This is a genomic window from Cupriavidus sp. 207A1, from assembly GCF_057798955.1.
In genome coordinates this window covers 418,136-430,968 of the sequence record NZ_JBYOJO010000002.1, presented here as the reverse complement: position 1 = coordinate 430,968, position 12,833 = coordinate 418,136, and the positions used below count along the sequence as shown (strand labels likewise).

Genomic DNA, 12,833 nt, shown 5'->3' with positions numbered 1-12,833 from the left:
CAGTGGGGGGCTCAGCCCTTCTTTTCCGGGGTCTTGACCAGCACCACCGGACACTCCGCCTGGGCCAGCACCCGGCCCGCCACCGAACCGATCACGGCATCGAAGAACGAGCCGCGCCCGTGCGTGCCCATCACGATGGCCGCCGCATCCACCGAGTTCGCATAGGCGACGATGCGTTCGGGCGCGAAGCCGTGCAACGGGTGCCGCTCGAACGGCACATTGGCCGCGGCGAGGATATCGCAGACCGCCGCCATCGCCTTGTCGCTGGCTTCCCTGTGCCAGTCGTCGATGGTTTCCTTGCTGACGAAGGCGCGCACCTGGCCGCTCACTTCGGGCGCGACATGGACGACATGCACGGTGAAGCCGTTCTGCAGCAGCTTGCCTTCGGCGATAAAGCGTGCCGCGGCGTCGCTGAAGGCCGAGCCGTCGGTGGCGAGGACGATATTGGTCATGGCGGGATCTCCTGGATGGGGGCTGTCGGAAGCGCCGCGGCCATGTGGCCGCAACGCCATCTGGAACCATCATGCCCCCTAGTGTCCCGCCAGGATGCGATTCAGATCAAGTCGGATCGGAATTGTCCGATTTCCTGGTGCGATAACCGGTCGGCCGGTCCGTTGATTTATTCCGTCATTCCGGCTGATGGATTTGGCCATTGCCCCGTCAACACGGCGGCGCGTAGCATGCTCCCGAGCCCCACGGCCTGCATGGCCCGCCCGTGCGGCAACGGGCACACGATCCAACCACCAATACCAGCCGCCTCCCGCCACGGTGCGCGCAGGCGGCGAACCGGAGACAACCATCATGAGTGAGCGCGGCAACCTGCAGCCCCTGCGCGGTATCAAGGTCGTGGAATTCGAAGGCATCGGCCCCGGCCCGCTGTGCGGCGCCATGCTGGCCGGCCTCGGCGCAGAGGTTACGCTGGTGACCCGCCCGGTGGCTCCCGACGCGCGCCGCATCCTGCGCGGCCAGTCGGTGCCGGCCGAGATGGAGCTGGAGCACGGCAAGCGCGTGGTGCAGCTGAACCTGAAGGCGCCCGCGGACGTGGCCGCCGCACTCGACCTGGTCGCCGGCGCCGACGCGCTGATCGAGGGCCTGCGTCCCGGCGCGATGGAGCGCCTGGGGCTGGGCCCCAAGGCCTGCCATGCGCGCAATCCGCGCCTGGTCTACGGCCGCATGACCGGCTGGGGCCAGAGCGGCCCGCTGTCGCAGAGCGCCGGACATGACCTCAACTACATCGCGCTGACCGGCCTGCTGTCGATGGCCGCGCGCCAAGGCAGCCTGCCGATGGTGCCGCCGACCGTGATGGGCGATGCCACCGGCGCGCTCGGGCTGGCGTTCGGCATCACCAGCGCCATCCTCAGCGCGCGCGCCAGCGGCGAGGGCTGCGTGGTCGATGCCGCCATCACCGACATCGTTGCCATGCTCGGCTCGCTGGTGCAGGTGTCGCGCGCGGCCGGCACGCTGGGCGGCCCGCAACCGAGTCCGTTCCATGACTCGCCGTTCTATGATGTGTTCCCGTGCGCGGACGGGCGTGCCATCACCCTCGGCGCGCTCGAGCCGCAGTTCTACCGCGAACTGCTCGAGCGCCTGGAACTGACCGATATCGACCCGGCCGCGCAGTACGACCGCGCCCAGTGGCCGGCGGTCAAGGCACGCATCGCCGCGGCGATTGCCGCCAGGCCCAGCACGCATTGGGAGTCCGTGCTGGGCGGCACCGACGTGTGCTTCGCGCGCGTGCTGACGCTGGACGAGGCCGCACGCCATCCGCACAACCAGGCACGGGGCACGTATCGTCTCTATCAGCAGGGCGAGCGCGAGGTGCCGCGCTCCGCGCCCGCGCCGCGCTTCCTGCCGGCCGGGACGGAATGAGCGGGTCGGAATGACCGGCGCTGCAGCCACTTGACGCCAGCCGCGTCATCGAAGGAAAAGCCTGACTCTTGTGCAGAATCTGCTGCGTCCGCGCAGTGAGGATTCGGCGCATCAAGGTTCCTAAGGGCCCTTAACCTTGGCATAGCCAGTTCCCTGGCCAATTCCCCGCCAGTTGTTAAGGAGCCCTGAATTGCCCCCAACGCTGATCGTCGACGAACCCTCGAGGTTCCGCACCTTGTTATGCGCCGAACTCGCCGCCGAGTTTGACACCGACGAGGTCCTGGAAACGGATGGAGTCCGCGAGGGCTACCGCCTCGCCCGCGAGCACCGGCCCGGCCTGGTGCTGGTCGACGTCGAACGCTTCGGCAATCCCGGCATCGACTTTGTCCGCAGGGTGATCGCCACGCTGCCCGGCGTGCCGCTGCTGGTACTGTCCGGCAACGACACCGCCCAGGCGTCGGTACGGGCACTGCGCGCCGGCGCGCACGGCTTCGTGGTCAAGCAGCGCGGCGTCGAGGAAGTGATGCAGGCCGTGCGCGGCGTGCTGAGCGGCTATCTGGTGTTTCCGCTGCAGACGCTGGAGACGGTGCGCCAGCTCGGCGAGCAGCAACAGGCCGGCCTGCCGCGCCTGAGCAACCGCGAGATCACCATCCTGCAATACCTGGCGCGCGGACACTCCAACAAGTCGATCGCCGCGCAGCTGCTGATCAGCAGCAAGACCGTCAGCACGCACAAGGCCAACATCATGGCCAAGCTGCATGTGGGCTCGCTGGTCGAGATGGTGGACTACGCGCGCCGGCACCAGCTGGTGTGGTGAACGTTGCCTGGCGGGTTTGCCCGCGGCATGCGCCTTCTGCCACGCCTTGCCGCGCCCATCGGCTATCGCGGGTAGACTGTGGGCATCTGTGACGAATCCGAGCTATCCGCCCGATGCCCCAGATCCTGAATGCTGCCGTGCGCCGCCTCGGCGCCGTCGCCATTGCCGGCGCCACGTGGCTCGCCGCTCCCGCCTTCGCCAACGAGCCGATGTGGTTCGTGCAGGGCCGGCCAGTGCCGGAGGCACGCCAGGCGGTGGACGCGCTGGCCGCCGTGGCCGCCGATGGCCTCGATCCGCGCGACTACGATGCCGAGGCCCTGCGCCAGGCCGTGACCCAGGCCACCCACGGCCCGGCGCTGCCCCCCGATGCCGCGGCCCGGCTCGATGCGGCGCTGAGCGCCGCCATGGAACGGATGCTGTCCGACCTGCACGGCGGCCGCATCAACCCGCGCGCGGTCCATGCCAATTTCGCGCCGCCGGCCGAACGGCCTTTCGATGCCGCCACCTGGCTGCGCGATGCCGTTGCCCAGCACCGCCTGCCCGATGCCATCCGCCAGGCCGCGCCGACGTTCCCGCTGTACGGTACGCTGCGCCAGGCCCTGGCCCGTTACCGCGACATCGGCCGGCAGCCGGTGTGGCAGCAGCCGCTGCCGCCGTTGCCGGCCAGCAAGCTCACGCCGGGCCAGCCTTGGGCCGGCACCGCCGCGCTGACCGCGCGCCTGGTGGCGCTGGGCGACCTGCCGGCCGGCACGCAGGCGCCGCCGCGCTACGAGGGCGCGCTGGTCGAAGGCGTCAAGGCCTTCCAGTCGCGCCATGGGCTGCAGCCCGACGGCGTGATCGGCGCGGCCACGCTGGCGCAGCTGAACCTGCCCATCGCCGAGCGCGTGCGGCAGATCGAACTGACCATGGAGCGCCTGCGCTGGACCCCGCTGGACGGTCCGCGCATGATCGTGGTCAATGTGCCGGAGTTCATGCTGCGCGCCTATGAAATCCGCGACGGCAAGCTCGACATCAAGCTGGAGATGAAGGTGATCGTCGGCAAGGCGCTCGACACGCGCACGCCGCTGTTCGAGGAGGACATGCGCTATATCGAATTCAGCCCGTACTGGAACATCCCGCCGTCGATCGCGCGGCGCGAGACGGTGCCGCGGCTGCGCCGCGATCCGGGCTATTTCAACCGGCAGGGGCTGGAGTTCGTCGGCGGCGACGGCAAGGCCGTGACCACCTTGTCCGAGGAGAACCTGGAGGCGGTGCTGAACGGCAGCCTGCGCATCCGCCAGCGGCCCGGCCCGCTCAACGCGCTGGGCGACATCAAGTTCGTGTTCCCCAACAACGAGAACATCTATTTGCACCACACGCCGTCGCCGCAGCTGTTCAAGCGCGACCGGCGCGACTTCAGCCACGGCTGCATCCGCGTGGAAGCCCCAGTAGCGCTGGCGCAATTCGTATTGCACGATATGCCGGACTGGAACGAGACCCGGATCCGCGAGGCGATGGCACGTGGCAAGTCGAACACGGTGCGCCTGCAGCAGCCGTTGCCGGTGGTGCTGGCTTACGGCACGGTCATCGCGCGCGCCGATGGTCGTGTATCCTTCCTGCCTGACATCTACGGTCACGACAAATTGCTGGACAAGGCGCTGCGTCAACGCAACGGTCGCCCCCAGCCGCGCGCTGTGGCAAGCGCCTCCGGCGTCATCCATTGAGGCGCCGCACCCCGCACATTCAGAGGAAGTACCATGACTGACGCGACGCGCAAGGCACGCCGCCGCTTTCTTCATACCACCGGAACCCTGGCGCTCGCCGCCGGACTGATGCCGCTGGCGCCGCGCCGCGCGCTGGCAAGCCTGCCCCCGAACCTGCCCGCCAACCAGCCGCTGGCCGGCCTGCCGGATGCCCGCACCCTGGCTTTCGACCACACCCACACCGGCGAGCGCGTGTCGCTGGTCTATGCCGTGGGCGACCGTTTCGTGCCCGACGCGCTGACCACGCTCAACGGTTTCCTGCGCGACCATTATTCCGGCAAGGTCGGCACCATCGATCCGCAGCTGTTCGACCTGTTGTTCCAGGTGCGCCGCGAACTGGGCACCGACAAGCCATTCCAGGTCATTTCCGGCTACCGCAGCCCGGCCACCAATTCGCGCCTGCGCAACACGCGCGGCGGCGGGGTGGCCAAGCACAGCCTGCATATGGACGGCAAGGCCATCGACATCCGGCTCGCCGGCGTGTCGCTGGCCGATGTGCGCGATGCCGCCAAGTCATTGCAGCGCGGCGGTGTCGGCTACTACGAGACCGACCAGTTCGTGCATATCGACACCGGGCGCGTGCGCTACTGGTAAGCGTTGCCCGCGGGGCCGTCCGGCATGGGCGGCCTTATGTCGTTGCCACGAACGCCTGTCCTTGGGCACCAAGGCAAAAAGCCGCGATCCCTTGCGGGATCGCGGCTTTTCAAATAGATGGTGGCGAATCAGGGACTCGAACCCCGGACCTGCGGATTATGATTCCGTCGCTCTAACCGACTGAGCTAATTCGCCAACGAAGACTGAGATTATACCTGGGCTTTCTCGGCTGTCAACTCCTTCCGGTGAAGATTTTGCACGAGGCTTCCGTGCAAAAAAAAAGCAGGCCCGTGGGCCTGCTGTTCTGCTTAATGCCGCACGACCGCTCAGTCGTTGGCGTAGATGTTCACGTCCTTGGTCTCGCGGATAAACAGCGCGCCGACCACGAAGGTGAGTGCGGCGATGATGATCGGGTACCAGAGGCCGTAGTAGATGTTGCCGTTCTGGGCCACCAGCGCGAACGAGATGGTGGGCAGCAGGCCGCCGAACCAGCCGTTGCCGATATGGTAGGGCAGCGACATCGAGGTGTAGCGGATGCGGGTCGGGAACAGTTCCACCAGCATGGCGGCGATCGGGCCGTACACCATGGTGACGTAGATCACCAGGATGACCAGGATCACCAGCACCATGATCGTGTTCATCTGCGCCGGGTCAGCCTTGGTCGGGTAACCGGCCGCGGCCATCGAGCTGCCCACCTCCTTCTTGAACGCCGCGATCTGCTGCTTGCTGGCGTCGTCGAAGCTGTGGCCGTTCACCAGCTTGGCATCGAAGGCCTTGATCTCCTTGTCGCCGATCTTGACGGTGGCCACGGTGCCGGCCGGTGCCTCGACCACTTCATAGCTGGCCGAAGCCTGCGCCAGGGTACGCTTGGCGATGTCGCACGAGCTGCGGAAGTCGATCTCGCGGGCGATCGGGCTGCCCTGGAACGAGCACTGCTTCGGATCCGCCGTCACCACGATCTGGGCGCTTTGCTGGGCGCGCTCCAGCGCCGGGTTGGCGTAGTGGGTCAGGGCCTTGAACAGCGGGAAGTAGGTCAGCACGGCCAGCGCGCAGCCCGCCATGATGATCCACTTGCGGCCGATCTTGTCCGACAGCGCGCCGAAGAAGATGAAGAACGGCGTGCCGATCACCAGTGCGCCGGCGATCAGCAGGTTGGCCGTCTTGGCATCGACCTTGAGCACCTGGGTCAGGAAGAACAGCGCGTAGAACTGGCCGGTGTACCAGACCACGGCCTGGCCGGCGGTCAGGCCCAGCAGCGCCAGGATCACGATCTTCAGGTTGCGCCACTGGCCGAACGATTCGGTCAGCGGTGCCTTGGAGGTCTTGCCCTCGGCCTTCATGCGCTGGAACGCCGGCGATTCGTTCATCGACAGCCGGATATAGACGGACACGCCCAGCAGCAGGATCGAAAGCAGGAACGGGATGCGCCAGCCCCAGACCTCGAAGTTCGGACCGGTCGCCTCGCGGCACAGCAGGATCACGATCAGCGACAGGAACAGGCCCAGCGTGGCGGTGGTCTGGATCCACGAGGTGTACGCACCGCGCTTGCCGTGCGGGGCGTGTTCGGCCACGTAGGTGGCGGCGCCGCCGTACTCGCCGCCGAGCGCCAGGCCCTGCAGCATGCGCAGCGCGATCAGGATGATCGGCGCGGCCCAGCCGATGGTGGCGTAGCCGGGCAGCAGGCCGACGATGAAGGTCGACACGCCCATGATCAGGATCGTCACCAGGAAGGTGTACTTGCGCCCGATCATGTCGCCGAGCCGGCCGAACACCAGCGCGCCGAACGGCCGCACGATAAAGCCGGCGGCAAACGCGAGCAGCGCGAAGATGAAGGCCGAGGTCGGATCCAGCCCGGCAAAGAACTGCTTGGCGATGATTGCCGCCAGCGAGCCATACAGGTAAAAGTCGTACCACTCGAACACCGTGCCCAGCGACGAGGCAAAGATCACCTTGCGCTCTTCGGCAGTCATCGGTGCGTTCTGCGCGCCCCCTCCGGGCACCGCAACGTTTTGCACGTTTGCCATTTGTCTCCTCCGTCTGGAATGGATCCCGGGGCGGGCGTGGCGCGCGGAAAGCGCCGCGCGGCTGGCCGCTATGCCCAGAGTTGCAGAGGATTGTGGGTGGCGAAACTTACTGCGTTCTGACAGATTCCGGCGCGCCGCCAGCAAAAAACGTCGGGGTATACGCTAGGCGCGCACGGGGCTGTGGATGCTGCGCTGCGGGTCCTCGGCGCATGCGCTCCGCATGGTTATGCGCGTTGCGGGCGTGCGGCTATGCAGCATCCGCGCCGGGTCCGCGCGAGGCGCCTTGCGATGGCATTGCCGCCGGCGGCGGCTCGGCGCTGACGGCTTCGGCATCGTCATGGTTCATGCGCCAGGCATAGAGCGCGGCCATCAGCACATAGACCACCAGCGCGCCCTGTGCGCCGACCCAGAACGAGAACGGCCAGCCGAAGAAATTGAAGCGCAGGTCGCGTGCAAACCACGCCACCACGAAGGTGACCGTGAACCAGACCGCGAGCAGGCCGCAGATCCAGCGCAGGTTGCGATGCCAGGCAAGGCGATGGCGAGCGTCGGCGCTGCCGGGGGCAGGGGTGTCGTTCATGCGGACGGAAAGTTTTCGGGGCGGCGCAACGTCACGCGGAAGTGCGCGCCGGCCAGCCGTGGCGATTGCTGGTAGACGTGGTCCGAGATCTGGACGTCGCCGCCGTGCTGCTGCACGATCTCGCGCACGATCGCCAGGCCCAGGCCGCTGCCTTCGGTGTTGGTGCCGAGCACGCGGTAGAAGCGCTCCATCACGCGCTCGCGCTCCGACGGCGCAATGCCCGGGCCGGTGTCTTCCACGTCGAGGTAGGCAAACGGTTCGAAGGCGTCGGCGCTGACCCGCACCGTGGCGCGGCCGCCGCGCGGCGTGTAGCGGATGGCGTTGTCGAGCAGGTTGTTCAGCATCTCGGTCAGCATCAGGCGGTTGCCCTGGACCATCACCGGATGGTCGTCGGCATCGAGGCCCAGGTCGATGTCGCGCGCCCATGCCTGCGGCAGCCAGTCCTTGACCACCTCGCGCGCCAGCGCTGCCAGGTCCAGCGCGGCCATGCCGCCGGTGCCGGCCAGGTTTTCCATGCGCGCCAGCGACAGCAGCTGCGTGACCAGGTGCGCGGTGCGTTCCGAGCTGCCCGCGATCTGCGCCAGCGAGCGCCGCAGTTCTTCCGGCGACTGCTCGCGCTGGGCCAGTTCGGCCTGCATGCGCAGGCCCGCCAGCGGCGTCTTCATCTGGTGCGCGGCATCGGCGATAAAGCGCTTCTGGGTCTGCACCGACTGGTCCAGCCGCGCCAGCAGGTCGTTGAACGAGCCCACCAGCGGCGTGATCTCCTGCGGCGCGGCGCGTTCGTCGATGGGGCTGGTATCGCCCGGATTGCGCGCGCGGATGCGCTGCTGGATCGCGGTCAGCGGCGCCAGTCCGCGCGACAGCCCGAACCACACCAGCACCACCGCCAGCGGCAGGATCACGAACTGCGGCAGGATCACGCCCTTGATGATCTCGTTGGCCAGCCGCGCGCGCTTGTCCAGGGTCTCGGCCACCTGCACCAGCACCGGCTGGGTGCCGCTGACCTGCTTCAGCTCGATATAGGTGTAGGCCACGCGCACGTCGTTGCCGGCCACGCGGTCATCGCGCAGCGACACCAGCCCGGCGTGGCCCTGGTCTTCCTCGGAAGGCAGCGGCAGGTCCTGGTCGCCGGCGATGTACTCGCCGCGCTTGCCGACCACCTGGTAGTAGATGTTGTCGGTCTCGTCGGCACGCAGGATCTCGCGCGCCGACAACGGCAGCTGCAGCGTGACCCGGCCATTGACCTCGCGCACCTGCTGCGACAGCACGATGGCGCTGGCTTCGAGCGCGCGGTCGAAGGGACCGTTGGCAATCGACTTGGCCACCAGGTAGGTCACCGCGATGCTCATCGGCCAGAGCAGCAGCAGCGGCGCCAGCATCCAGTCCAGGATCTCGCCGAACAGCGAGCGCGGCGCGGGATGGGCGGTGCTTTCCTCCAGGTGCGGCAGCGCGTCGGCCAGGTCCTGGTCGGTGGCGTCCGTGGAAGGAGGAGGGGGCGCGGCGCGCGGCACGCGCCGCCAGGGCAGTCGCAGCAGGCTCATGTGGGCGAGATTGCGCTCAGGTCGGTCACGCGGCCTGCGGTGATGGAATCAGTGCGGCGCGGCCACCGCCGGCTGGAATTTTTCCAGGCAGTAGCCCAGCCCGCGCACGGTGGCGATGCGGATGCCGCCGACCTCGATCTTCTTGCGCAGGCGGTGCACATAGACCTCGATGGCGTTGTTGCTGACTTCCTCGCCCCATTCGCACAGGTGGTCCACCAGCTGTTCCTTCGACACCAGGCGGCCGCTGCGCGTAAGCAGGATCTCCAGCAGGCCGATCTCGCGCGCGGACAGCTCCAGCATCTGGTCGTTGAGGTAGGCGATGCGCCCGACCTGGTCGTAGGCCAGCGGCCCGTGGCGCATCAGCGTGGCGCCGCCGCCGGCGCCGCGCCGCACCAGCGCGCGCACGCGCGCTTCCAGCTCGGACAGGGCGAAGGGCTTGGCCATGTAGTCGTCGGCGCCGAGGTCCAGGCCCTTGACGCGCTCGTCGACGCTGTCGGCGGCGGTCAGGATCAGCACCGGCAGCATCGCGCCGCGCGCGCGCAGCCGCTTGAGCACCTCCAGCCCGGACATGCGCGGCAGGCCCAGGTCGAGGATCAGCAGGTCGAAGGTCTGGGTCGACAGCGCCGAATCCGCTTCCAGGCCATTGGCGACATGGTCGACGGCGTAGCCAGAGTGGCGTAGCGAACGGGTCAGGCCGTCGGCCAGCACGTCGTCGTCTTCGGCGATCAGAATGCGCATGGTTGTCTCCACCCTGGCCGGCATAGCCGGCACCGGTGCGCAACGGGCACGGGGGCGCGAAGGGGCTTGCCAAGCATACTGTTTTTTTATACAGTACCCGCACGTTCCGCTGGGGCCGCCCGGGGAGACCCCCTGGAGTGCGGCCGCGCAGACAGCCGGGCCGGCGCTGATGCCGGCAAATGCCGGTGCCGCGCCACATGCGGCCTATTTATACACCATTTGATTCAAGGACGACCATGGACGACAAGAAGGCAGGTGCCGGCGTGAGCGCCGAGAAGCAGAAGGCGCTTGCCGCCGCGCTCTCCCAGATCGAGAAGCAGTTCGGCAAGGGCTCGATCATGCGCCTGGGCGACGGCGAGGTCGAAAAGGACATCCAGGTGGTTTCCACCGGTTCGCTCGGCCTGGACATCGCACTTGGCGTCGGTGGCCTGCCGCGCGGCCGCGTGGTCGAGATCTACGGGCCGGAATCCTCGGGCAAGACCACGCTGACGCTGCAGGTGGTGGCCGAAATGCAGAAGCTGGGCGGCACCTGCGCCTTTATCGACGCCGAGCACGCGCTGGACGTCAACTACGCCTCCAAGCTCGGCGTCAATGTCGGCGACCTGCTGATCTCGCAGCCCGACACCGGCGAGCAGGCCCTGGAAATCACCGACGCGCTGGTGCGCTCGGGCTCGATCGACCTGATCATCATCGACTCGGTTGCCGCACTGGTGCCCAAGGCCGAAATCGAAGGCGAAATGGGCGATTCGCTGCCCGGCCTGCAGGCCCGCCTGATGAGCCAGGCGCTGCGCAAGCTGACCGGCACCATCAAGCGCACCAACTGCCTGGTGATCTTCATCAACCAGATCCGCATGAAGATCGGCGTGATGTTCGGCTCGCCCGAAACCACCACCGGCGGCAATGCGCTGAAGTTCTACGCCTCGGTGCGCCTGGACATCCGCCGCATCGGCTCGATCAAGAAGGGCGACGACGTGATCGGCAACGAGACCAAGGTCAAGGTGGTCAAGAACAAGGTATCGCCGCCGTTCCGCGAGGCCTTCTTCGACATCCTCTACGGCCAGGGCATCTCGCGCCAGGGTGAGATCATCGACCTGGGCGTGGATGCCAAGATCGTCGAGAAGTCCGGCGCCTGGTACAGCTACAACGGCGACAAGATCGGCCAGGGCAAGGACAACGCCCGCGAATACCTGCGCGAGAACCCCGACATTGCCGCCGAAATCGAAAACAAGGTGCGCGCGGCACTGGGCGTGGTGGCCATGAACCCCACCGCTGCAGCCGCCGCGGCAACGGTCGAAGACTGACCGCGCCGGCGGCCGCTGCGCCATCCGGAAGGCCGGGGCATCGCCGATGCCCCGGCCTTTTTGCTTGGCCCGCGGCGCCCGTTCTTTCTGTTAACCGCTGATCCCGGTCACCCATGGCAACCCGTCCCCCGCTGTCGCTGAAGGCGCGCGCCGTCGGCTACCTGTCGCGCCGCGAGCACAGCCGCGCCGAGCTCGCGCGCAAGCTGGCGCCGCATGCCGAGTCGCCCGAGCAGCTGGAACAACTGCTGGACGCGCTGGAGCGCGAGAACTGGCTGTCGAACCAGCGCTTTGCCGACAGCCTGGTGCATCGCCGCGGCGCCCGCTACGGTACCGCGCGCGTGATGCAGGAAGCCAAGACCCACAAGCTCGGCAGCGAGCAGCTGGGCGAATTGCAGGAGCGCCTGCGCGCCACCGAGGTCGAGCGCGCGCGCGAGGTCTGGCGCAAGCGCTTCGGTACGCCGCCCGACACGCCCGAGGCGCGGGCCAAGCAGATCCGCTTCATGGTGGCACGCGGCTTTTCGCGCGCGGTGGTCGGCAAGATCATCCAGGGCGCGGACGAGGACTACGGCGACGTGGACTGAGCCGAGTGACGAGGCAGCCTCGGGAAGTACCTGCGCTGCCGTCATGTGTATTTCGCTGCGTTGCGTCATCGCGCCATGCCGGCCCGCGGTTCTTGTCGGGGCCGCGAGCCGGTGCCTGCTGGTGCATTGCGGCAAGGCCGCCCGCCCTGCCGCGGCGCCATGGTCGGCCGACAATCCGGGCGCGACAGTCGCCGCACAAGGATGTTCCCGGCCAACGCGGCATGCCATGTTAAACTCCCCGGGTTATTCGGTGCCGCGTCGGCGCCGCGGCACCACGGTGCCCCAGCCCCCCGGATTCTCCGTAGCTTCCGTATCTTCCGTATCCCTAGCCTGGCCATGCCTCTGTCCCAGCCCGTCAACCGCTCCCTGCGTCACCGCCGTGCCATTGCGGCCGAGGCGTACCAGAGAGAGGACGGCCTGTGGGACATCGAGGTGCGCCTGACCGACACCAAGCCCCGCGACATCGAACTGGCCGGCGACCGTATCCGCCCGCAAGGCCAGCCGCTGCACGACCTGTGGCTGCGCATCACGATCGACGAGGAAATGACGGTGCTGGATGCCGAGGCCTGCTCGGACTGGGTGCCGTACCCATCCCACTGCGACACGATCGGCCCGGCTTACCGCAAGCTGATCGGGCTGAACCTGCGCAAGGGCTTTCGCAAGGCGGTGCGCGAGCGCCTGGGCGGCATGCACGGCTGCTCGCACCTGACCGAAGCCGCCGGGGTGCTGCCGAGCACCGCGATCCAGGCCTTTGCCGGCGAGGTCATCAGTATCCGCGACAACGGCGAGGACGATCCGAATCCGGAGCCGCCCTATCAGTTGAACGGCTGCCACGCCCTGCGTTTCGACGGCGAGGTGGTTCGTCAGTTTTACCCGCGCTGGTATGGTCACCAGCCGACGCCCAAGGCAAGGGCCGAGGCCGCGCCTGCCGTCGCATCCGCGCCTCAGGTGCAGCAGCCCGCGGCCAATGGCGACCGCGGTGGTCACGCAATCGACGGCAACGACGCTGTCCCGGCCGACCGGCCGACCGGCACCTCCGGCTGATT

12 protein-coding genes and 1 tRNA gene are annotated in these 12,833 nt (G+C 67.9%); 7 read left to right on the top strand and 6 right to left on the bottom strand.

Features of this window, described 5'->3' with window-relative positions:
- Positions 1–11: 11 nt before the first annotated feature.
- Positions 12–452, bottom strand: a complete 441-nt coding sequence (locus tag AC3FMM_RS04745) for a universal stress protein (RefSeq protein WP_115679430.1) — start codon at positions 450–452, stop codon at positions 12–14.
- A gap of 349 nt (positions 453–801) precedes the next feature.
- On the opposite strand from AC3FMM_RS04745, the gene AC3FMM_RS04740 reads away from it, so the two are divergent.
- From AC3FMM_RS04740 to mepK, 4 genes are all read left to right on the top strand, one after another.
- Positions 802–1,869: a CaiB/BaiF CoA transferase family protein gene (locus tag AC3FMM_RS04740; RefSeq protein ID WP_488686182.1), complete on the top strand. Its 1,068-nt coding sequence runs from the start codon at positions 802–804 to the stop codon at positions 1,867–1,869.
- A 190-nt stretch (positions 1,870–2,059) separates the two neighbouring features.
- Positions 2,060–2,686 (top strand): LuxR C-terminal-related transcriptional regulator, encoded by a 627-nt coding sequence (locus AC3FMM_RS04735; protein WP_488686181.1) that lies wholly within the window; start codon positions 2,060–2,062, stop codon positions 2,684–2,686.
- Between the two features lie 113 nt (positions 2,687–2,799).
- On the top strand, positions 2,800–4,389 hold the full coding sequence (locus tag AC3FMM_RS04730) for a L,D-transpeptidase family protein (protein WP_326346979.1): 1,590 nt from the start codon (positions 2,800–2,802) through the stop codon (positions 4,387–4,389).
- Positions 4,390–4,422: 33 nt separating this feature from the next.
- Positions 4,423–5,022: a peptidoglycan L,D-endopeptidase MepK gene (gene mepK, locus AC3FMM_RS04725; RefSeq protein WP_488686180.1), complete on the top strand. Its 600-nt coding sequence runs from the start codon at positions 4,423–4,425 to the stop codon at positions 5,020–5,022.
- A 118-nt stretch (positions 5,023–5,140) separates the two neighbouring features.
- On the opposite strand, the gene AC3FMM_RS04720 is transcribed toward mepK, so the two are convergent.
- The 5 genes from AC3FMM_RS04720 to AC3FMM_RS04700 all read right to left on the bottom strand — a co-directional run bounded on the left by AC3FMM_RS04720 (position 5,141) and on the right by AC3FMM_RS04700 (position 9,905).
- Positions 5,141–5,217: transfer RNA gene (locus AC3FMM_RS04720), tRNA-Met, on the bottom strand.
- A gap of 131 nt (positions 5,218–5,348) precedes the next feature.
- A complete protein-coding gene (locus AC3FMM_RS04715; RefSeq protein ID WP_115708248.1) occupies positions 5,349–7,046 on the bottom strand; it encodes an MFS transporter in 1,698 nt (565 codons plus the stop codon).
- Positions 7,047–7,293: 247 nt separating this feature from the next.
- Positions 7,294–7,626, bottom strand: coding sequence for a DUF4212 domain-containing protein (locus tag AC3FMM_RS04710; protein WP_115708250.1), 333 nt, complete (start codon positions 7,624–7,626; stop codon positions 7,294–7,296).
- Positions 7,623–9,167: a sensor histidine kinase gene (locus AC3FMM_RS04705; RefSeq protein WP_115708252.1), complete on the bottom strand. Its 1,545-nt coding sequence runs from the start codon at positions 9,165–9,167 to the stop codon at positions 7,623–7,625. The genes AC3FMM_RS04710 and AC3FMM_RS04705 overlap by 4 nt, the downstream gene beginning before the upstream one ends.
- A gap of 48 nt (positions 9,168–9,215) precedes the next feature.
- Complete coding sequence (locus tag AC3FMM_RS04700; RefSeq protein ID WP_115679437.1) at positions 9,216–9,905, bottom strand: response regulator; 690 nt, start codon at positions 9,903–9,905, stop codon at positions 9,216–9,218.
- A 236-nt stretch (positions 9,906–10,141) separates the two neighbouring features.
- On the opposite strand from AC3FMM_RS04700, the gene recA reads away from it, so the two are divergent.
- From recA to AC3FMM_RS04685, 3 genes are all read left to right on the top strand, one after another.
- Positions 10,142–11,206: a recombinase RecA gene (gene recA, locus AC3FMM_RS04695; RefSeq protein ID WP_115679438.1), complete on the top strand. Its 1,065-nt coding sequence runs from the start codon at positions 10,142–10,144 to the stop codon at positions 11,204–11,206.
- A gap of 113 nt (positions 11,207–11,319) precedes the next feature.
- Complete coding sequence (gene recX, locus AC3FMM_RS04690; protein WP_115708256.1) at positions 11,320–11,787, top strand: recombination regulator RecX; 468 nt, start codon at positions 11,320–11,322, stop codon at positions 11,785–11,787.
- A gap of 336 nt (positions 11,788–12,123) precedes the next feature.
- Positions 12,124–12,831: a DUF2889 domain-containing protein gene (locus tag AC3FMM_RS04685; protein ID WP_488686179.1), complete on the top strand. Its 708-nt coding sequence runs from the start codon at positions 12,124–12,126 to the stop codon at positions 12,829–12,831.
- The last annotated feature ends 2 nt before the right edge of the window (positions 12,832–12,833 follow it).